Source organism: Desulforhopalus vacuolatus (genome assembly GCF_016918505.1).
Classification (GTDB): Bacteria; Desulfobacterota; Desulfobulbia; order Desulfobulbales; family Desulfocapsaceae; genus Desulforhopalus; species Desulforhopalus vacuolatus.
The window spans coordinates 52,607-73,085 of sequence record NZ_JAFFPZ010000010.1 but is presented as its reverse complement, the minus strand read 5'-3'; the positions used below and the strand labels follow the sequence as shown (position 1 = coordinate 73,085).

The window sequence follows — 20,479 nt, the reverse complement described above, 5'->3', positions numbered from 1 at the left end:
CATGACAGAGAAAGGGATTACTATCGTCGGGTTAAAAAAACGCTACGGCAGTGGAGACACTGCTGTAGATGCCCTGAAAAATGTCGAGATGCACGTTGCACCTGGCGAAGTCGTTGGACTGATTGGGCCGTCGGGTTCCGGGAAGAGCACGCTGCTGAAATGTCTCGGAGCTGTAATTGAGCCTACTGCCGGACAAATGATGCTCGGAGATGATCTCATTTATGATAATGGCTGGAGGGTAAAGGATCTTCGAGCATTACGACGCGACCGCATCGGCTTTGTCTTTCAGGCCCCCTATCTCATTCCTTTCCTTGATGTTACCGACAACGTTGCACTGTTGCCGATGCTTGCAGGAAAACCCAATGCCGAGGCGCGGAAACAGGCACGAGAGTTGTTTAAAGCTCTTGATATTGAGCATCGCGCCAGGGCCATGCCCTCCCAGCTCTCAGGAGGTGAACAACAGAGAGTGGCTATCGCGCGCGGGCTGGTAAACCGCCCCCCCGTAATCCTGGCCGATGAACCCACCGCCCCGCTTGACAGTGAGCGCGCGCTGGCTGTTATCAGGATTTTGAACGAAATGGCGCAAAAATTTGCCACCGCGATAATCGTCGTCACCCACGATGAAAAAATCATCCCCACGTTTAAACGCATTTATCATATTCGTGACGGAGTGACGTATGAAGAGAAAGGGGAAGGACGCAGCTTTGAATAAAATTCACGCAAGACCACGGGGTGTATCCTCTTTCAAGGCCCCAAAAGGGGAAAAAGGAAAAAGCGGTAAGACAATTTTTTTACCGCGAAGAACGCGAAGGAAGGCAAAGAAAGGAGACGGGAGGCAGGAGACGGGAGACAGGAAAAAGCAAAAGACGGAACAGCGAAAAACTTTAAAAAAAGATTTTAAAATTAAACAGAGAATTGTTGTTGTTCTCTCTTTACTCTTTGCGTTATTCGCAGTGAAATTCTTTGTCTTTTTAGAGCTTCTTTAAGAAGTTACGCTTTTATAAAAAATGCCCTTTTTCGTATGATTAGAGCAGTTATTCGTTGGCAAAAAAATCTTTTCGTTGTTCCGTCTTTCACAAAGCAGCCCTGAAAAAATCTCACCCCGCAATGAACGTCATCAGATTTTGTTGCCCTGCTTTTTCCTGCCTCCTGTCTCCTGTCTCCCTTCTCCCTTTTTTCGCTGGTCAGGACTCGAAACCTGGTTTGATATCTATCACCGGCGTTCCATCCAGCATATCGGCTCCGAGAAAGTCTATCCTGCCCTCTGCTGTCCTGACGATCTCCACAGTGGTAATCCCCAGAGAATTGGGCCGGTCCGGCGACCGTGTTGAAAAGACACCCCGTGGCACAGAGGAGTTTCTCGCCAGAGTTATCAGCGTATAGCCTGTTGAAAGATGAAAATTAAAAATAACGGTGATCTTCATCCCAACTTTCAGGTCTTGGATTCCATCTTTGAACTCAGGGAGAATCTCTATGGTCCCACAGCTTCCTGTTGATTCCCTCCCCTGAAAAGGCGTACCTGCTCGACGGGTGTACTTTGACCTGATGTAACCCACTGGTTTTATAATGATTTCGTCAGCCATTTTTCTCCTGTTCGTTTTACTCGTAATTTTGACACTGGTTTCATACCAATTACATTTTTTACTGACCTGAGAACGCAATTGCGAGACATTTTTTTGGCGATTACGAATGGATAAACAAGATGTAAAATTAACCTCATTGCAGCAAAGCCTGTTGTACTGAAGACGCCCAAATTGGGCGTCTCTACAAAGACCTTTTGCTTTTTCCTGCCTCCTGCCTCTCGTCTCCCTTTTCCCGTCCCTGTCTTTGAATCCGCCAATACAAAATGGAAATGGTTTCAGGCAATGTCTGCGCAGTCAGAAAAAAAGAGAATCCCGGCTCATCGTTTGCCTTTACCGCCTTTCCCACAACGTTTACCATACCGTGATAAAGACCAAAAAACGAAAAATTTATGAGATGGCAACTGGTACGCCCCTCTGCAAATCACTCCACCGGCCAGCCAGCTCCGTTCTGCCGGTTAATCGGGCGCTGTCGAGCGTCTTGAAAAAATATTAAGGATCTCTATGAAAGTGTACAGTGATAAAAAAATATGCGAAAAAATAAAAAAATATGCAGATTTAACTCACAAAAATATCCTTGAAATTGGGTGCGGTGATGGACGTATTTCATCGTTGTTATCTACAGACTCCAATTCATTTATTGCTGTAGATCCGGATGAAAAAAGAATTCATCGAGCTCAGGAACTCTTTTCAGGTATAGATTTCAGAATTGGATCGGGAGAAAATCTGAACTTCCCTGACAATTTTTTTGACATAGTGATATTTACCCTTTCATTGCACCATCAGAATGGCCAGAAAGCAATTGCTGAAGCGACCAGAGTCTTAAAAAACAGCGGTAAAATTCTTATTATCGAACCAGTTGTTGAAGGAGAAGTTGAACAAGTATTTGCATTTCTTTATAATGAAGATAATGAGACAAGAGAAGCTCAAAAATTCATAGTAGAGAGCGAATTATCAATTGTAAATTCTGAAATCTTTCATTCAGAATGGATATTTGAAGACAAAAATGACGTACTTCAATCACTCTTCCACTATTATGACATGCCATTTGATTCTGAAATTGCACTAAAAATTACTGATTTTATTGGAAATAAAATCCAATCAAATCCAATCCTGTTAAGAGATACGATGATCATTCAATCCTTAACAAAGATATTGGCTACCACGGAAAACACGGAAGGATCTCAATTACCTCAAAGCAAACAACTTCGGGAATCATCTGAAAGTCGGGATTGAACATTTTGTTCTCTGATATTCCGTGCTTTCCGTGTCTTCCGTGGTTTATAATATAACAGATGGGCGCAGGGCATTGTAAAAGCAGTAAAAACTGCTGGCTGGCCTTATCCTCTTCTCGGACTTATGAAATGAATCCAACTCTGAAAACAAACCTTGGTTCCCCCCAACCTTTCGGTGTCTTCCCCAGTAACGACGGGCAGGGGCTTAATTTCGCCATCTTCAGTCGTCATGCCACCGGGGTAAAACTGGTTATAGAAACCCCTTCTGATACGGAAAGCTGGCATTGTTGTGAAATCCCACTTCTCAAAGAGAATCGTACCGGTGATGTGTGGCATATCCAGATCGACGGTCTCCCTGAGCATTTTACCTATGGCTATCGGATGGAGGGACCAGACGAGAAGAAGAAAGGGCACGTCTTTAATCCCGAAAGAATTCTCCTTGACCCCTATTCCAAGATGTTTACTCCCAGAGCCTGGGGCGAAAAGAGTTCTTTCGGCGACCATCCGTGCTGTATCTATCGCCAGGATACCTTCGACTGGCAGAGAGTTCCCTTTCCGAAAACCGAACTGACAGAGACAGTGATCTACGAGCTGCATGTACGTGGCTTCACCCGTGGCAAAGGCTCTGATGTCGAATCGCCCGGGACCTTTGCTGCTGTTATAGAGAAAATTCCCTACCTGCTGGAGCTTGGGATAACAGCTGTGGAATTGATGCCGGTTAATGCCTTTGACGAAACCGATGTCCCCTTTAACGATCCCTTCGCAAATCGTCCACTGCTCAATTTCTGGGGGTATAATCCACTCTCGTTTTTTGCACTCCACCCCGGTTACGCGGCCAATCCCGACAACATCCTCGTTGAATTCAAAACCATGGTTCGTGAACTTCATCGTGTGGGCATAGAGGTCTATCTCGATATGGTTCTCAACCACACTGGAGAGGGTAATTATGACGGTATAACGTCAAGTTTCAGAGGGATTGACAACGCTGTCTTTTATCTTCTTGATGAGAATGGAGACTATCATAATTATTCTGGTTGCGGCAACACCGTGAACTGCAACCATCCGGTGGTCCGGGCAATGATTTATGACGTACTGCATTACTGGGCCGGGGAGATGCGGGTTGACGGCTTTCGTTTCGATCTCGCCTCCATTTTCTCCCGTGGACAACATGGCGAAGTACTGGTTGAGGCGCCTCTGGTAGATCGCCTTGCCGAAGATGCCCTGCTCCGCGACGTTAAACTCATTGCCGAGGCATGGGATGCCTCCGGGCTCTATCAGGTCGGAAGTTTTTCCTCCAACTGGCGCTGGGGGGAATGGAATGGGAAATTCCGCGACGATGTCCGCTCCTTCATGTCAGGCAGAGAAGGCACTGTAAGTAATCTGGCCACCCGTATTGCGGGCAGCTCCGACCTCTATCAGGACGCTGGCAAAAGTCCGGTGAATTCAATTAATTTTATCACATCCCACGACGGTTTCAGCCTCTACGACCTGGTAAGCTATAATGAGAAACACAATGAGGCTAACGGTGAGAATAACCGCGACGGCGACAATAACAATCACAGCTGGAACAGCGGCGAAGAAGGACTCTCGAATAATGCAGCCGTCAATCTCCTTCGTTTGCGCAGGATAAAAAGTTTCATGCTCATACTCTTCCTCTCCCAGGGCGTACCGATGCTCTCCGCTGGCGACGAAATGGGTCGCACCCAGCATGGCAATAACAACGCCTGGTGCCAGGACTCCCCCTTGAGCTGGATCGACTGGACAATGCTGATGAAAAATGCCGATTTGACTCGCTTCGTTCAGTGCGTCATTGCTGTACGTCAACGCTATAAAGTCTTTGGTCGAAGTACATTTTTCACAGGAGAAGGAAAACAAAGCAGTATTCAATGGCAATGTATTACTCCCGGGCAGGTAGACTGGAGTGACCATTGCCACGGCCTTGCCTTCCTGCTGGAAAGCAAAGAGATCAAGGAGTCTGCAATTTTCTTTGTTATGCTGAACGGCGCAGGCCTGGAACTGGAAGTCATCCTGCCGACACATCCGGCAGTTCAAGAATGGCATCTCCTGCTCAACAGCAGTGCGAGGGCACCGGAAAAGTGTATGGAGATGACGGAACAGAATCGTATAACCCATGAGGAATTTGTTATTCCACCGTTTGGGGCAGCACTTTTACAGGCAAAGATAAAAGACGGTCCTGCAACTTCTTAAAAATATGTTGAAAGGCAAAAAAAAAGCGCCTTGACTACCTGAAATTCAGGCAGCTCAAGGCGCTTTACATCAAACTTTAACTCTCACGTAATCAGGAAGGCATATACGGATTATCGTTCTGATTGTGGCGGGAAGAACGTTTCCCTTTTCTCTTGTTTATCGGGCTTGACGGTTTTGCATGTCCACCACCAAAGGCATTTCTTTCACTTTTGCCTTGCTGGCCATTTGCCTGATTCTGTTGTGACGGGCGTCGGTTACGACGAGGCTGCTCTGAAGAAGTTCCCTCCCCGTTCGTCGTCGATAACGGCTGGTCTTGATTCCGTGCCGCCTGTGTCGGTCTTGCCGCCTGTGTCGGTCTTGCACCCGGTTTCCGGGGACGACGGGCATCAAAGGATGCTGCCTTCTGTCCACGTCCATTCCCATTATTATTACGGGCTGGACGAAAAGAGCGACTGCCGTTATCATCATGTCCTTCTGTATAAGAAGACGCCTGTGCAGTATAAAACTCTTTCAAGGAAGCCAGTTCCGGCTTATTTAAAGCAACCTTTCCTTCCAGCTGGCGCTGCAGATTACGCACAAGTCGTACGTCTTTTTCTGTAGCAAAGGTCCACGCTTCACCGGAACGCCCTGCTCTGCCGGTACGTCCCGTACGATGGGTATAAACCTCTTCGTTTTCCGGCATGTCAAAGTTAATCACATGGGAGAGGTTTTCGACATCAAGTCCCCGGGAGGCAATATCCGTCGCCACGAGAATCTTAAACGTCCCCTTTTTAAATCCATCCAGTGCTCTCTGCCGTTGTCCCTGTGAAAGATTTCCCTGAAGAGATGTGGCTGAGTACCCCGCCTGTTCCAATTGAAGCGCCAGGCGCTTTGCCTTCATCTTGGTCCGGGTAAAGACGAGAGCGGAAGCCATTGATCCCCCTGCCAGCAGAGATTTGAGAAGTGCAGTTTTATGACTGACAGGAATACGATAGAAACTGTGGCGAATATTCTTCACTGCTTTTTTATATTCAATCTCCACAACCATCGGTTTTTTGAGAAGATCATCAACCAGGTTATGAACTTCTCTCGGCATAGTGGCAGAAAAAACCAGATTTTGTCTCTCTTTAGGAAGCTTCCCGATAATGCGTCTGATATCCGGCAGGAAACCCTGGTCAAGCATCTGATCTGCTTCGTCCAGAATGAGAGTCTGCACGTTGCGCAGGTCAAGACAACGGTCATTGGCAAGGTCAAGCAAACGGCCAGGGCAGGCAACAAGAATATCCACACCCCTTCTCAGTTTATTCACCTGAGCAGATCGACTTACTCCGCCGTATGCTACGCCACTGAACAAGTTAAGCGGGCGGGTAAATTTTTCCAGATAACTGTGGGTTTGTTCCGCAAGTTCCCGGGTAGGAGCAAGAATCAGAGCACGAATGCGATGTTTCTTATCCTTATCTGCACCGAGCTGCTGCAGAATGGGCAGAGTAAAGGCAGCGGTTTTCCCCGTTCCGGTCTGGGCAAGACCAAGAAGATCTTTGCCATCCAGTATCGGTTTGATAGACTGCTGCTGGATAGGAGTGGGGGTTGTGTAGCCAAGCTTTTTCAAGGTGGCGGCAATGGACGGGCTAAATTTAAAATCGTCAAAACTACTCATAGAGTACAGCTCCTGAACATGACAGTACGAATGAACTATGCCTCGTGCCATGTTCAGCGTCTTATGCTCTGTAAAAATGTGCCGATTTCGGCAATGTCGTTCGCGTGTTCCTGCTGCCAAGACGACAGCTCAAGAGCAGGGTTCTGAATGTGTTAGAAACACCAAATTCAGAAGATCCTGTTGAAAAAAAGGAAATATAGAGGGAACGTGATGGAGCAGGCACTATAAAAACATTCCAGAAAAATGCAATGTTTTTTTGACATTTTTTTTTGGAGTCGGGGGCATAAATAAAACTTCGTTCCCTCTCTCCCACTTCCTGTGAGAGTAGAAATATCGAAATTTTTCGGCCATCTTTTCGGCCATCCATGGAACAAACGGAAATATTGATTCCTTCAGGAAGAGAGAAAGAGACGCCCAGGTTGGACGTCTGGCAAAAGGTCTCAGAAAATACCAGCAGAAGCGAAAAGAACAGTATGTCGAAAAAACACCAGAAAGACGATTGATCCCTCCAGAATTTGCATCTTGCGGACAACATACTGCATTATATTGTTTGGTTTTTCGTTGAATTCATAACGGGGTACCTTGAATCCAGCAACATCCTCTGTATCCTTCATAAAGCTGGCGCAGCCAACGAAGGTGAACACCTTGCCAGCATACTTATTACAGGTCCCCATCAGAATCTTACAGTTTTTCCGGGTCCAGAACGACTAAAGACTTTGATATCTGGTGAATAATTGGGGCAACGGCAGCCTTTTCTGCAGCTTTACAACCAGCTTGTATAATTATGAGTTTTGAAACTTCAGGAATGAAGCAGAGGAGTTGATAAAGATAGTATTGTGAACCGCCTCTTTGAGCTTGAAAGCTCAGTTCTATACACTGCCTGCCATGTATCTTATCCTGACTTTGTGTAAGCAATCTGGCAGACAAATCATCTTCTATTGCGTTGATGTAGTTAGCAGTGAAAGTCTTATCAGTGATATTATATTTTATTATGCGAAACTGCACACCTGCGTGGCCATTGGGACTGTTTACTTCTGAAACGACAATACCTGAACGATATAGTCTGGCCTGCCATTGTTTCGGATATGTAAAACTGTAACCATGCTCAGAATCGATGAAGGTGGCACTGGTCCCGGGTATCCCTCCGGCAAATATCCGGGTGGCACAGCTAAGGATACAAAAGAGGAGAAAAAGAGGATATGTTCTGATCATTGGAAGGTCTCTCATGGCGTTTTCTGCCTGACGTTCGGCGCAACCGGTGAAAAGATTGGCGTGAAGCGACTCTTTTTCACCGGGCTAATATGATGTTATCCTTCTCTCTCTTCATAAATTTTGAAAGAGCTCGAAACTTCACGTTCTATAAAATCTTCTTCATTAATCCAATGGTCAGAAGTAATCAGAGTGTATTTGTTTTCTTCAGAATTGTGCAACTCCCAAACTATTTTTTCTGCATCGCTAAAGTCCTCTTCCCCATGTAGTTGACTTTCAAACAACCTCAAAATGAGGTTATTGCCTGAGAGTCCACTGCAAACAGCCCTTAAAGCAAGTTCTTTTGTTACTGCAATTTTTGAATCTTCCTTGAAATTCAATGTAAATTCTACTTTTGTTGCTTTTTTATTTGGAAATATTCCATTAAAAGCAGCATAGAGCAACCGGTTAATATTGAATAAAACGTAGTGCAATGATATATCTGTGTTCCCCTTCGCCTCATTACTATCTACCATTTCATGGGAAATATTTTGAATTTGCCCATCGGTTAATTCTTCCTTCAACTTATATTTCAACAATATTGCAGCTGCTTCGGGTGGCTTAAAATCACTCATGGCCATTTCTACTAACTCTCGCAATTCAGAAGGGTTCGAGGTTCTTGCATCTGAAAAATCAAGCCCTTCTAATATGTTAATGTAGTCATCATTTGTCCAGTACCCAGGTATCTCATCAATTGATTCAACTCCATTTACTTTAAGTGTGAATTCCATAATCTTTTTTACCCATAGATAGATTTAAAAAACTTTTAAATGACTCTGCTGCAATACGGTCACATTTGCCGTAAAAACGCCAGGAAAAAAAATCCCTGCCATGTCTCTATCATTATACCATCTTACTCTGTATGGATCAATTGGGTAAAAGTCATACCCCTCTGTCTCTGAAATATTTGAACAGGTATTATACCAATCCTATTAAGTTATACCCCGTTTTGTCTCCTGTTTATACATTCATGGTTACAAACGACAACAGGAACCACGAATGGACACGAATAAACACGAATTATTACTGAAAAAACCATAAGAGAATGCCCTTGTGGTTGAATTCGGTCTGTTATTTGCTTTGAGGTAATTGATGTTTTCCGTGGTAGCAAATTGCATAAGAACTATGGCAATGTATTGTTTCTGCTTATCGGCCCATAAGGACCAGGGTCTGTTCTAATGCTCCTCGTAAACCACGGAAGACACGGAAAGCACAGAATATGAGATCGTTAAAAAGCTCAACCCCGACTTTCGGATGACTCCCAAAGTTGATTAATACTCCTGGTGCACTGTACGGCTTAACTTCGGATACAAACGTTTTCGTTTAATGTGTTGTCCCTGTTCGTGAAAATTCGTGTCCATTCGTGGTTACAAAATGCAAAAGGAACCACGAATGGACACGGATAAACACGAATTATTACTCATTCGTCATCGCCAAAAAAAGATGTCTACGTAGTCGCGTTCTCTGGTCAATACAAAGTGTAAATGGTATTAGAAGAGACGCAGCGATTGCTGCGAGGATTGTCAGGAGGAACGGGTTCAATCTTCCGCAAAGCAGGTGCTGAATGGCAGTCAAACAAAAAAATCGGCAGACAGCAATGACGGCGTCCTGCCGGATTGTTACCGTCTGCCGCCATAACTCATAGCGGAATCGAACAAAGATATCATCTTGAATTGCTGATGTTTAAGTCAATAAAAAAGTCATTACAGGGCTTTACATCTCACCATTCGCGTAAAATTATTTCAATTTATTCTTTTTTTTGATTAACTGCCGAGATGACTACTATACCAAAAGTTTTAACCGAAAGAATTGATGATTTTGTCCTGCTGATTGGCCTTCTCAAACGAATGGGTGTGGTAAGCTTTTTGATGCTCATCTCCCACGCCATGGGCATCATCAAGGTTTAGGCTGGGGGTGGATGGGTACTATTTGGCTTGCTCATATTATCTCTCAAGGTGATCATCGAAAACTCACTGTCCGTGATTGGGTGAGGCAAGCGCATTCTACTCTGGAAAAAATTACCGGACAGGACATCCGTGAAACAGATTTTACCGATGATCGATTGACTCTCCTGCTCAGAAAACTGAGTAATCCCGGACATTGGCAGGATGTCGAAATCGGGCTTGGGAAGAATTCTATTCAAGTTTACGATCTTGATCAAAAAATAGTACGTGTCGATGCTACAACGGTTTCTGGTTATCATGATGCCGGATCAGACAGCTTGTTTCAATTCGAAAACAGTAAGGATAATCAGGCACTTAGACAGATAAAAATCATGATGGCAGGCCTTGATCCCCTGGGATTTCCACTGGCGACATCAACAGTATCTGGAGAACGCGCCGATGACGGTTTATACGTTCCCGCCATTGATAAAGCGTTGAAAGCATTAGACAAAAAAGGACTCCTGTTCGTGGGAGACTGCAAAATGTCAGCGTTGGCTACACGGGCTCATCTGCATGGCCTCGAACATTGCTATCTCAGTCCTTTGCCTCAAACCGGTAAGACAGCCACCCAAATGGCTGTCTGGATACAGTAAGGCCTGGATGGAAGCCGAGAACTTCGTCCTGTTTTCAGCCGAAAGCTGGACAAAAACGGAGAGCAAATATCTCTTGGCCAAGGCTATGAAGTTAGATCCTGTCTTTGTCAAAAGAAATGACCAGGTTGAAGGTCTGACAAATCTTCTGAGTATAGCCTTGCGAGCCTTAACGCTGATTGAGTTTGTCGTTCGTCGAGGTTTACAGCAAAATAGCGAAAAACTCACAGGCCTCCACGCAGAAAATCCCAAGAAGGAAACGGATTCTCCAACAGCGGAAAGAATCCTGAAGGCCTATTCCCATATCACTCTGACGATCATCGAGTTAGCCGGGCAAATATTTCACCATGTCACACCACTTTCACCGTTACAAGTAAGGATGTTGGAACTCCCTGGTCTGGGACCAGAAATCTATTCCGGCCTGGAGAGTAATTCCGGATAGTTTTTCAGTTTACGCGAATGGTGAGTTACATTGCTCTTCTCACCCTGAAAAAAGGGAGCTTTAAGAAAAAAAAACGAGTATTTTCAATGAATCCTATAATAATAAAACAACTCGCTGCCGTGGTCCGCCCCTTTTAAGCAAAGAAGAGAAACGCAGAGATAGACAATAATCCGGTTGAAAATACGATCTTATTTTTCTTTTAGAAAGCGAAAAGGACTACCGTTCAATGACAAACAAATAGTTTTATGGAATTTATTCAGAAGCCCATTAAGCAATAAAAAAAATCACACCGAAGGGCAATTATGAAACGTTATAAAATCATCCATCGTACCTATTACAATTATACGGACACTGTAACGCTTGGACCGCATCATTTACTTTTGCGCCCCCGGGAAGGTCATGACCTCCGTATCGAGTCTTTTATACTTAATATTACTCCCGATGCAAAAATATATTGGCATCGGGATGTTGAAGGGAATTCAGTTGCTATTGCTAATTTTACGAGTCCAACGCAACAACTCATGGTTGAAAGTGAAGTTATCCTTCTGCAATATAATGATTTCCCATTAGATTTCATAGTAGCCGATTATGCTGTTAACTATCCTTTTTCTTATAACGAGGGAGACCAGTTTTTATTGTCACCTTACAGGGTATTACCTGATCAAAAGACCAGAGAGATTTTAAATAACTGGATATTTAAAGTGTGGAAGTCTGATGAGCAAGTCCAAACCTACACGCTATTACAACGTCTTACCGAAACCATCTGCAAAACAATGGGTTACACGGTGAGAGAAGAACCCGGAGTCCAATCTGCTGAGGAAACACTGTCGCTCGGTTCCGGGTCTTGTCGTGATTTTGCCTTACTCTTTATGGAGGCAGTAAAGTGTCTGGGGCTCGCCTCGCGTTTTGTCAGCGGATATTTACATGCACCGCTCATGTCGAGTCAGGTGGGATCTACCCATGCATGGGCTGAAGTTTATCTCCCTGGCGGAGGCTGGAAAGGATTTGACCCAACGACAGGCGATATTGTCGGAACGGATCATATCCCCGTCGCAGTATCGCGATTGGCTGACTCTGTCCCTCCCATATCTGGCTCTTACGCTGGTTCAGCTGAGTCAACGCTTGATGTAGGGGTTTGGGTAAGCGAATACTAAAGAAAAAGGAAGACACTTTCCTGAATTCTCTCTGATTAAATACGACTAAGCAATTCGGTCTTTTTCGTATTGAATTCTTCATCAGTCAATGCACCAGCTTCGTGTAACTTGGCAAGCTTTCCAATTAACGCGATGATTCCATCCGTTGAAGACTGATCTATGAAGGAGTTATTTACGCTATTAGTATTTTTTACTTCATTATTTGCTGCATTATTTTTTACATTTCCCGTGTTACCATTATCAGGTTGATAGAATTGATTCGACACAGGGGCAGGCTGGATAAAATCAGCTTTCTTTTGCGCAGGGACACCCGGCCCGGAGATAATCGGCAAAGTGTTAACAGCAATATTTCCGTATTGACTGCTAAAGGTGAGAGACGTATTCCCACCCTGCTGCTGGCTCACACCATTAATATTATTATCGAGTGTGTCATACACTGTAACTTGTCCGTTCAGTTGTATCGCAAGCCTGTTAGGGAATACAGCATAACAGATATTATTTTGAGCACCACTGCTAAAGGGAATCCCCAATTCGACTGGCCACCACTGGTTGCTATTTTTTGAGCCTGCTGCCACTACTGGAAACATTTGCGTATTGGCCAGTGCATTTGACAGCTCAACACAGAGATTGTTTACGGTGTTTTTCAGACCGTAGTTGAACATATCACCGACCATAGTCATGCCGCCCTGCATCCACTGTCCAGAACCGCCCAGTTCCGGACAATTAAATTGAGCCATACTTCCTCCACCGTTATTAACGGCCGAAAGCATGCAAATAACCGCTTCCTGACTCAGGTTATAGCGCTGTGCTATATCGTTAACAATGTTTTGTCCTGCAGATGTAAGTTGTTGCATCTAAAGTTTTCCTTAATTGAGAGAGTACTCGTTATGAACGAGTGGTACGCATTATATTATGGAAACATCGAATACCAAATAATTCCACCATCAATGAAGCTTGCCGGGGAACTAAACAGTTAATATTTCCCATTGAAGATAAAACCATTCTTCTAATGCTTTAACATCATATTATAATTGTTAGCGCTGAAAAAAAATTATAGAAAAGTTACTCTATTTCTGGCGCAATGGATGTAAGATAATCCTTTTTTTTCAGATATCCACTTTGACTGTCAAGGTAATTTTCCAGTGCTTTCAGGCATCTTACAGCCGAAAAGAAGACTCAACAGATATATCAGGAGTTTTTATTTTCTGTGCGTTTCCTTGAATGGTTGCAACTGCCATATTGCCCTTGAGAATTGCACGAATCAATGACAGAGCAGGAGATTGAGATTGTGTTGCAAAAATATAGGGGGGGAGAAAAGACAGGAGGTGCCCCTGCAGTTCAGGGAATAAAAAAGGCACGTACGAGAAAAACTCGTACGTGCCTGATATGACTGGTGGGCGAGGCGGGATTCGAACCCGCGACCTTCGGCTTCGGAGGCCGACACTCTATCCAGCTGAGCTACTCGCCCTTAAGATCTGCATGAAGAGGACAAAATATACAGGAATCTCGATTGAATGCAAGTCTTATGTGAATTATACTGGCTGTTCCTGGTTCAGATTTTTCCCTTCATCTTATCGGAGATATGCCATGCCTTCCATAAGTACCCCTCTTTGCCACAGCGATAAACTCCCGGAATCCGAAGCGTACACAAGAATTAAATTTTTCCAGAAAACCCTCGCTAATCGCGGACTTGATGGAGCCCTCATCATTGACCGTGCCGACCTCTTTTACTATTCAGGCACCGGGCAGCAGGGGTGGCTCTATGTTCCAGTTGAAGGTGAACCGCTGCTGATGATCTTCAAGGAATTCTCCCGTACCCTTAATGAATCTCCACTGAAATTTATCATCTCACTCTCTGGCAGTAAAAAAATCCCGCAGACCCTGGCCGAGTATGAAATCGACTCTCCGCGCAAACTCGGCATGGAGTTTGATATCCTGCCCGTATCAATATTTCGTCAATACGAGGCAATCTTCAATAAAAGTGATATTGTTGATATCTCGACAGAAATCAGATTGCAGCGGGCAGTAAAATCGGCTTTTGAAATTGAAAAAATGCGTGAATCCGCAGCGGGGTCCGATGCCCTTCATGAAAAATCGAAAGAGATCCTGCAGGTGGGTAAACCAGAGCTTACGGCAGCGGGAGAACTGGAGGGGTATGCACGCTCCATCGGGCACCAGGGCATAATGAATATGCGCCTTTTCAACAGCGGGATGTCCTTTGGCCATCTGATGGGTGGCGCCTCTGCAGCTGTTCCAAGTTATGCCCCCACCCCCAACGGCGGGTGTGGCTCCAGCAGTGCGGCCGGACTCGGTGCCGGTTTTAATCCTCTTGAAAAAAACGTGCCGATAATTGTTGATTACGCCTTTGGCAGTAACGGCTATATTTCAGACCAGACGAGAATATTCTGTATCGGAAAGCTTCCAGACGATCTGCAGAGAGGACACGACTTCATGCTGGAGATTCAGGCAATGGCGTCCGGTCTCTGCCTGCCGGGGGCAATAACCGGGGAAATCTATCAGCAACTGGTTGAGGCTGTAGAGAAAAAGGGTTGGGCAGACTATTTCATGGGGGCGGGTGAGCGTCGAATCCGCTTTATCGGTCACGGCACGGGGCTGGAACTGGATGAGTTTCCCTTTATCGCCCTCAACCAGAAACTTCCCCTGGCAGCCAATATGACGCTGGCCCTTGAACCCAAGCTTATTATCCCGGGAAAAGGGATAGTTGGCATTGAAAACACCAATATAATCACGGAAAATGGTTTCGAACCACTTGGCCACTTTCCCGATGAGGTATGCGTGTTGCCGGGATAAATTAATTGTGCCTGTTTCCCCTTCAATTCTTGACAAGTACACGAATACCAGGTATTTTGGTATGCTTTTGAATTTTCGTAAATAAAATCGAATTTATTAAACTGGGGAAAAGAGCGGAATAAGACACAAGTTCAACCCCATCCAACACTTTAGACGGCGATTATGTTTGAAACTTTATCCGATAAACTCGAGGGAGCGTTTAAAAAACTCCGGGGCCATGGCACTCTGACTGAAGAGAATATGGCAGACGCCATGCGCGAGGTGCGCACCGCGTTGCTTGAGGCGGATGTCAACTATAGCGTTGCCAAAAAATTTGTAACAACAATCACTGAAAAGGCAAAAGGGCAGAAAGTTCACAAGTCTCTTTCTCCTGGACAGCAGGTTGTCAAGCTTGTCCATGACGAGCTGATAGAGCTTCTTGGCGGAGTAAACACACCCATTGCACTGGATGGCCGTCAGCCCGTCATTATCATGATGGCAGGCCTGCAGGGTTCCGGGAAAACAACGACTGCTGCGAAGATCGCCCGTCTGTTGAAGGAACAGGGACGCAAGCCATATCTTGTTCCGGCAGATGTCTATCGCCCGGCGGCCATTGAGCAGCTGCATGTGCTGGGGAAACAGATTGATGTCCCGGTATTTGACTCCACGACGGAGATGAAACCGGTTGATATCTGTCATCAGGCATTGAAAGATGCCGATGTTAAAGGTTACGACACCATCTTTATCGACACGGCCGGTCGCCTGCATGTTGATGAAAATCTGATGGCTGAGCTCAAGGAGATTCAGGCAGAAATTCCGCTTTCTGAAGTTCTTTTTGTCGCTGACTCCATGACCGGCCAGGATGCAGTTACCGTTGCAGACAAGTTTAACAGCGATCTGGAAATTTCCGGGATTGTCCTGACCAAGATGGAAGGTGATGCCCGTGGCGGTGCAGCTCTCTCCATCAAAAATATTACCGGCAAGCCGATTAAGTTTGTTGGTATAGGGGAAGGGCTTGAGGACCTTGAGGTTTTTCACCCGGAACGTGTTGCTTCCCGAATTCTCGGCATGGGTGACGTCCTTACTCTTATTGAGAAGGCGGAGAAGGTTGTTGACCGTAAAGATGCCGACCGGCTGGCGCAAAAACTGCGGAAAAATCAGTTTACGCTGGAAGATTTTCTTGATCAGATTCAGAAAATCAAGAAGATGGGTTCTCTTGAGCAGATTCTTGACATGGTTCCCGGTATCAATAAGCTGAAACAACTGAAAGATACTCCCAAACCGGATGAGAAAGAACTGCTGAAGACCGAGGCCATCATTTGCTCCATGACAAAAAAAGAGCGGGCCAATCATCAGATCCTCAACGCGAGCCGAAGAAAACGCATCGCGGCTGGCTCCGGTACACAGGTCAATGACGTAAACCGTGTACTGAAAAGTTACTCGGAGATGCTCAAGATGATGAAAAAATTTCGTGGGAAGCCCGGTGCAATTACGGGTGTCAAAAGAAGAAAAGCACCAAAGGGTATGAGGCGGAGATAATTCTCAGCACCCTGTTCTTTTTACAAGAAACAAAGTATAAGAAACTCACCCTTCGTGGTGCCAACAGTAATAACAACCAAAGGAAAACGGAATGGCTGTACGTATTCGTCTCACCAGACAAGGCAGAAAGAAAAAACCCTTCTACCGTATTATTGTTGCCAACGGTAAGAGCCCTCGTGATGGAAAATTTCTTGATATTCTTGGGACCTACGATCCACTCCAGGAACCAATTATAGTCAAAATTGATCAAGAAAAATTGAAGAACTGGATTGCCCTGGGGGCATTGCCCACCACTACGGTGAAAAGCATCCTGAAAAAGGCTCAGACTGCGTAACGCAATGGAAGACCTTATTGCTGCTGTCGCCTCTTCGCTTGTGGATGCTCCTGAATCAGTGAAGGTTCGACTCGTAGATGATGAAGAGAATTATCATCTTGAGTTGAGTGTCGCCCATCAGGATCTTGGCAAAGTGATAGGCAAGCAGGGGCGCACCGCGCGGGCGATGCGCCGTCTCCTTGCTGCGGCTGCTGCAAAACAGGGAAGAACATCCCGTCTTGATATTGTGGAATAATCTGTGGATATTTTTACTCTTCCCGGCGATGACTGGTTGCTCCTCGGCTTCATTCGCAAAGCACAGGGAATCCGGGGCGAAGTTTCAATGCAGTGTTTCTCCGGGCAACCAGAGAACATGAAACGTTACCCGAAAGTCTCCCTGATAAGCAAAGCGGGGGTGATTTCCGGTCCACTGGTGATTGAAAATGCCAGAGTGCAGGGCAAATGTGCTGTCCTGCACTTTCAGGGATTTGCCACTCGCAATGAGGCAGAAGAAGTCCGCGGTTCCGGGATAATTATTCGTAAAGACCTGTTGCCCGCTGCCAGTAAAGATGAATATTACCTGCATCAACTTGTTGGCAAATCGGTAAAGCTGGTTTCCGGGAAAGTCATCGGGACAGTTCACTCTTTTTTTAATAACGGAGCTCATGATCTGGCTGTGGTGCGAAGAGAGAGTGGCGAAGAATGTTACATCCCGATGGTAAAAGGTGTTATCGTCCAGAACAGTGGAGAAGAACTGGTTATTGATCCGCCAGAGGGTCTGCTGGAAGCAAATAAAGCGAAAGGAGATGCAGAGGAAAAAGGTTCGGAATGAGATTTGATATTCTGACCATTTTTCCGGAACTGCTTCGTTCTCCTTTGGAGGAAGGTATTCTCCGCCGGGCTCTCCAGCGGCAACAAATCAGTGTTAATCTTGTCAATATCCGCGATTTTGCCTGTGACAAACATCAAATGACCGATGATCGGCCTTTTGGTGGAGGAGAGGGGATGGTGATGAAGCCGGAACCTCTGAGCGAAGCACTGAAAAGTTGCCAGGAACCTGAGAAGAAGACGCGTACCATTCTCCTCAGTCCGCAGGGACGCAGATTTGATCAACGGACAGCGGAGGAATTTGCTGCTGAAGAAGAACATCTTATCTTCGTTTGTGGTCGCTATGAAGGTGTTGATCAGCGTTTCATTGATTCTTATGTTGATGAAGAGCTCTCTATTGGAGATTTTATTCTCACCGGTGGGGAGCTCGGCGCAATGATTGTCGTCGATACGGTGACCCGGTTACTGCCCGATGTTCTGGGATGTGCAGATTCTTCGGGGAAAGACACTTTCAGCCGCAACCTGCTGAAGCATCCACAATATACGCGTCCGCGGGAGTTTGAAGGTGTTGAGGTTCCTCCTGAGCTGCTTTCGGGAAACCATGAAGAGATAGAGCGTTACCGTTTCCTTGAATCAGTCCGCAATACACTGAAGAAAAGGCCTCAGTTGCTGGAAGAGGAAAAGTTCAGCCCGGCTGAGACTAAACTGCTGAAGAAGGCAGGTCTTTTCTTACAGATTCGGTCAATTCAACACCGGGAAATACAATGAGTAAAGGTGAGACAAGCCTTTATCTGGCGCTGATCCACCATCCGGTGATGAACAAGAATCAAGAGATTATCGGCTCGGCCGTTACCAACCTTGATATTCATGACATTGCCCGAATGGCATCGACCTACGGAGTGGCCCGCTACTTCATTTCCACTCCATGGGCAGATCAGCATACAATGGTTAAGGAGCTTCTCGATCACTGGCTCCACGGTCATGGAGCAACATACAACCCGGCTCGGAAAGAAGCACTTTCCCGGGTACGTCTTGTCTGGAACCTTGACGAAATTGTGGATCAGCTGGGAAAAGAATTTGGCAGAAAACCGCTGATTATTACTACCAGTGCCACTGAGCAGGAGAACACCCTGCCATGGCAGGAATTACGAGAACGAATCGGTGATAAAGAACCAGTGCTTATCCTTTTCGGGACGGCACACGGGCTCGCACCGGAAATATTGCAAAGAGCTGATTACAGTCTGCCGCCGATTCAGGGCGGAACACAGTACAATCATCTCTCGGTGAGATCTGCAGCGTCGATCGTTGTTGACCGACTGCTCGGATCTTAAATTACGGGGTAACTGGAAACCTCCTGAGACTTTAACTTGACATAATCCCATGAGCACTATTATTGACAGAATTAACAAAGAACAAATGCGGACTGATATTCCCGATTTTCGCCCGGGAGACAATGTAAAAGTTCACATTCGCATTTTCGAAGGCAGCAAAGAGCGTATTCAAATTTTCCAGGGCGTAGTTATCAAGCGCAAGCGTGGAACCATGAATGCGAGCTATACCGTGCGTAAAATCTCCCACGGTGTCGGCGTGGAAAAAACCTTTGCCCTGCACAATCCCCGTATTGAGAAAATTGAGCGGGTTACGAGAGGACGTGTACGCCGTTCACGTCTCTACTACCTGCGTACCCGTACCGGTAAAGCTGCCCGTATTCGCGAGCGCGGTCTCAACCGATAAGTCCAGGCGGAACTTCCATTTTACCTCACCGTCGCGGAAATCTTTTCCGCGACGGCGTTGTTGTGTCCCCTCTTTCCTGTCCAATCCATGGACCTGCGATTACCGAACTCCTTTTCTCCGTCCTCCGGAGATAATTTTGCCATTGAGAAGCATCTTTACGCTTCCAGCTGGCAAACTGTTGCCGGAACCGATGAAGCCGGGCGAGGCCCCCTCGCCGGCCCGGTAGTTGCGGCAGCTGTTATTCTTCCCCGCAGAGGAGAAACTTCCCTCTGGATTGACTCAAAAAAGTTGTCTCCCAAAAAATTACTCCTTCTCAGAAGTATATTGATGGAATCTGATGCCTTTATTGGTATTGGCGTCAGCAGTGTCATGGAGATTGAACACATCAATATTCTTCAAGCCTCCCTGCTGGCAATGGAGCGTGCCGTCTTAAACCTGTCGATACAGCCGGACTGTCTTCTCGTTGACGGGAAATTCCCTACTCATATACAACTGCCTCAGCTTCCCCTGATAAAAGGGGAGAGTCGCAGTGCTTCCATCGCCGCCGCCAGTATTATCGCTAAAACTCACCGGGATCAACTTCTCTGCGAACTGCACGAACAATACCCGCAGTATAACTTCGCACAGCACAAAGGGTATCCCACCCGTGAACATCGCAATGCCATCAAAAAATATGGAATATGCCCGGCACACCGCCGCACCTTCAAGGGGGTAAAAGAGTATGTCGATGCTGCGTCAGCTCCTCGGTAAGTCAGGGGAAGAGATGGCCGCCACAGAGTTGAAGCGAAAAGGCTACACAATTCACGCCCGCAACTGGCGCTGCCAATATGGAGAAATTGATATTATTGCAGAAAAAGACAACTGCATTGCCATCGTTGAGGTAAAAACACGCAGCTCAGAAAAATTTGGCCCTCCCACCTCGGCTGTCAATCGCCGCAAACAGGGAAAGATTACCCGGGCGACAGAGTGCTGGCTGCAAGAAAACCACCTCGATGCGGATATCCGCTTTGATGTCATAGCCATCGTTCAGCAACGGGGATGCAAACCTCTCCTTGAGCATTTTGAAAACGCCTTTGACTGCACCGGCTTTGGTTGGTGATTCACGGATGTCCTCTTTGCCGTCTGCTTCATGACATGGGTACCCTCAAAGATTTTCGTTTGATGAAAAACATCGATATTGCGAAACTTTTACGCTATATTGCCACGTTGAAACATAACCCTGTCTAAAAGACAAAAACA

22 protein-coding genes, 1 tRNA gene and 1 pseudogene are annotated in these 20,479 nt (G+C 46.0%); 18 read left to right on the top strand and 6 right to left on the bottom strand.

What is annotated here, in order from left to right:
• The first annotated feature begins 1 nt into the window (after position 1).
• Both JWG39_RS08365 and JWG39_RS08360 read left to right on the top strand, forming a co-directional pair.
• Positions 2-712, top strand: a complete 711-nt coding sequence (locus tag JWG39_RS08365; protein ID WP_205218938.1) for an ABC transporter ATP-binding protein — start codon at positions 2-4, stop codon at positions 710-712.
• Positions 678-986 (top strand): hypothetical protein, encoded by a 309-nt coding sequence (locus JWG39_RS08360; protein WP_205218937.1) that lies wholly within the window; start codon positions 678-680, stop codon positions 984-986. The genes JWG39_RS08365 and JWG39_RS08360 overlap by 35 nt, the downstream gene beginning before the upstream one ends.
• Before the next feature lie 198 nt (positions 987-1,184).
• On the opposite strand, the gene tsaA is transcribed toward JWG39_RS08360, so the two are convergent.
• Positions 1,185-1,583 (bottom strand): tRNA (N6-threonylcarbamoyladenosine(37)-N6)-methyltransferase TrmO, encoded by a 399-nt coding sequence (tsaA, locus tag JWG39_RS08355; RefSeq protein ID WP_205218936.1) that lies wholly within the window; start codon positions 1,581-1,583, stop codon positions 1,185-1,187.
• Between the two features lie 501 nt (positions 1,584-2,084).
• On the opposite strand from tsaA, the gene JWG39_RS08350 reads away from it, so the two are divergent.
• Positions 2,085-2,816 (top strand): class I SAM-dependent methyltransferase, encoded by a 732-nt coding sequence (locus JWG39_RS08350; RefSeq protein ID WP_205218935.1) that lies wholly within the window; start codon positions 2,085-2,087, stop codon positions 2,814-2,816.
• A gap of 128 nt (positions 2,817-2,944) precedes the next feature.
• Positions 2,945-5,023: a glycogen debranching protein GlgX gene (gene glgX / locus JWG39_RS08345; protein ID WP_205218934.1), complete on the top strand. Its 2,079-nt coding sequence runs from the start codon at positions 2,945-2,947 to the stop codon at positions 5,021-5,023.
• Positions 5,024-5,114: 91 nt separating this feature from the next.
• Here the strand turns inward: glgX and JWG39_RS08340 are convergent, their stop codons facing one another.
• From JWG39_RS08340 to JWG39_RS08330, 3 genes are all read right to left on the bottom strand, one after another.
• Entirely contained in the window at positions 5,115-6,659 is a 1,545-nt protein-coding gene (locus JWG39_RS08340; protein ID WP_205218933.1) for a DEAD/DEAH box helicase, read from the bottom strand.
• Positions 6,660-7,340: 681 nt separating this feature from the next.
• Positions 7,341-7,886 carry a hypothetical protein gene (locus JWG39_RS08335; protein ID WP_205218932.1) on the bottom strand — a complete coding sequence of 182 codons (546 nt, stop codon included), beginning with the start codon at positions 7,884-7,886 and terminating at the stop codon, positions 7,341-7,343.
• A gap of 80 nt (positions 7,887-7,966) precedes the next feature.
• On the bottom strand, positions 7,967-8,638 hold the full coding sequence (locus JWG39_RS08330) for a hypothetical protein (protein ID WP_205218931.1): 672 nt from the start codon (positions 8,636-8,638) through the stop codon (positions 7,967-7,969).
• Between the two features lie 1,044 nt (positions 8,639-9,682).
• Here JWG39_RS08330 and JWG39_RS16765 point away from each other — a divergent pair.
• The 4 genes and pseudogenes from JWG39_RS16765 (at position 9,683) to JWG39_RS08315 (ending at position 12,036) form a co-directional block, all read left to right on the top strand.
• Positions 9,683-9,814, top strand: a complete 132-nt coding sequence (locus JWG39_RS16765; protein WP_275888980.1) for a hypothetical protein — start codon at positions 9,683-9,685, stop codon at positions 9,812-9,814.
• A gap of 2 nt (positions 9,815-9,816) precedes the next feature.
• Positions 9,817-10,443: pseudogene (locus JWG39_RS08325) on the top strand (IS1634 family transposase); the annotation flags it as partial.
• A gap of 7 nt (positions 10,444-10,450) precedes the next feature.
• Positions 10,451-10,882 carry a hypothetical protein gene (locus JWG39_RS08320; protein WP_205218929.1) on the top strand — a complete coding sequence of 144 codons (432 nt, stop codon included), beginning with the start codon at positions 10,451-10,453 and terminating at the stop codon, positions 10,880-10,882.
• 302 nt (positions 10,883-11,184) lie between these two features.
• Positions 11,185-12,036: a transglutaminase family protein gene (locus JWG39_RS08315; RefSeq protein ID WP_205218928.1), complete on the top strand. Its 852-nt coding sequence runs from the start codon at positions 11,185-11,187 to the stop codon at positions 12,034-12,036.
• A 35-nt stretch (positions 12,037-12,071) separates the two neighbouring features.
• On the opposite strand, the gene JWG39_RS08310 is transcribed toward JWG39_RS08315, so the two are convergent.
• Positions 12,072-12,890: an SHOCT domain-containing protein gene (locus JWG39_RS08310; RefSeq protein WP_205218927.1), complete on the bottom strand. Its 819-nt coding sequence runs from the start codon at positions 12,888-12,890 to the stop codon at positions 12,072-12,074.
• Between the two features lie 537 nt (positions 12,891-13,427).
• Positions 13,428-13,504: transfer RNA gene (locus JWG39_RS08305), tRNA-Arg, on the bottom strand.
• Between the two features lie 119 nt (positions 13,505-13,623).
• Here JWG39_RS08305 and JWG39_RS08300 point away from each other — a divergent pair.
• The 10 genes from JWG39_RS08300 (at position 13,624) to JWG39_RS08255 (ending at position 20,339) form a co-directional block, all read left to right on the top strand.
• Positions 13,624-14,847 (top strand): M24 family metallopeptidase, encoded by a 1,224-nt coding sequence (locus JWG39_RS08300; protein WP_205218926.1) that lies wholly within the window; start codon positions 13,624-13,626, stop codon positions 14,845-14,847.
• A gap of 162 nt (positions 14,848-15,009) precedes the next feature.
• Positions 15,010-16,365 carry a signal recognition particle protein gene (gene ffh / locus JWG39_RS08295; RefSeq protein WP_205218925.1) on the top strand — a complete coding sequence of 452 codons (1,356 nt, stop codon included), beginning with the start codon at positions 15,010-15,012 and terminating at the stop codon, positions 16,363-16,365.
• A gap of 91 nt (positions 16,366-16,456) precedes the next feature.
• Positions 16,457-16,699, top strand: coding sequence for a 30S ribosomal protein S16 (gene rpsP, locus JWG39_RS08290; RefSeq protein ID WP_205218924.1), 243 nt, complete (start codon positions 16,457-16,459; stop codon positions 16,697-16,699).
• 4 nt (positions 16,700-16,703) lie between these two features.
• Positions 16,704-16,934, top strand: a complete 231-nt coding sequence (locus JWG39_RS08285) for a KH domain-containing protein (RefSeq protein ID WP_205218923.1) — start codon at positions 16,704-16,706, stop codon at positions 16,932-16,934.
• Between the two features lie 3 nt (positions 16,935-16,937).
• Positions 16,938-17,510, top strand: a complete 573-nt coding sequence (rimM, locus tag JWG39_RS08280) for a ribosome maturation factor RimM (RefSeq protein WP_205218922.1) — start codon at positions 16,938-16,940, stop codon at positions 17,508-17,510.
• A complete protein-coding gene (gene trmD / locus JWG39_RS08275) occupies positions 17,507-18,274 on the top strand; it encodes a tRNA (guanosine(37)-N1)-methyltransferase TrmD (RefSeq protein WP_205218921.1) in 768 nt (255 codons plus the stop codon). Before rimM ends, trmD begins: the two co-directional genes overlap by 4 nt.
• The gene (locus JWG39_RS08270) at positions 18,271-18,837 is read left to right on the top strand and encodes an RNA methyltransferase (RefSeq protein WP_205218920.1); all 567 of its coding nucleotides are present in this window, start codon (positions 18,271-18,273) and stop codon (positions 18,835-18,837) included. Before trmD ends, JWG39_RS08270 begins: the two co-directional genes overlap by 4 nt.
• Before the next feature lie 49 nt (positions 18,838-18,886).
• Positions 18,887-19,240 (top strand): 50S ribosomal protein L19, encoded by a 354-nt coding sequence (rplS, locus tag JWG39_RS08265; RefSeq protein WP_205218919.1) that lies wholly within the window; start codon positions 18,887-18,889, stop codon positions 19,238-19,240.
• Between the two features lie 87 nt (positions 19,241-19,327).
• Positions 19,328-19,990 carry a ribonuclease HII gene (gene rnhB, locus JWG39_RS08260; protein WP_205218918.1) on the top strand — a complete coding sequence of 221 codons (663 nt, stop codon included), beginning with the start codon at positions 19,328-19,330 and terminating at the stop codon, positions 19,988-19,990.
• On the top strand, positions 19,962-20,339 hold the full coding sequence (locus JWG39_RS08255; protein WP_205218917.1) for a YraN family protein: 378 nt from the start codon (positions 19,962-19,964) through the stop codon (positions 20,337-20,339). Before rnhB ends, JWG39_RS08255 begins: the two co-directional genes overlap by 29 nt.
• The last annotated feature ends 140 nt before the right edge of the window (positions 20,340-20,479 follow it).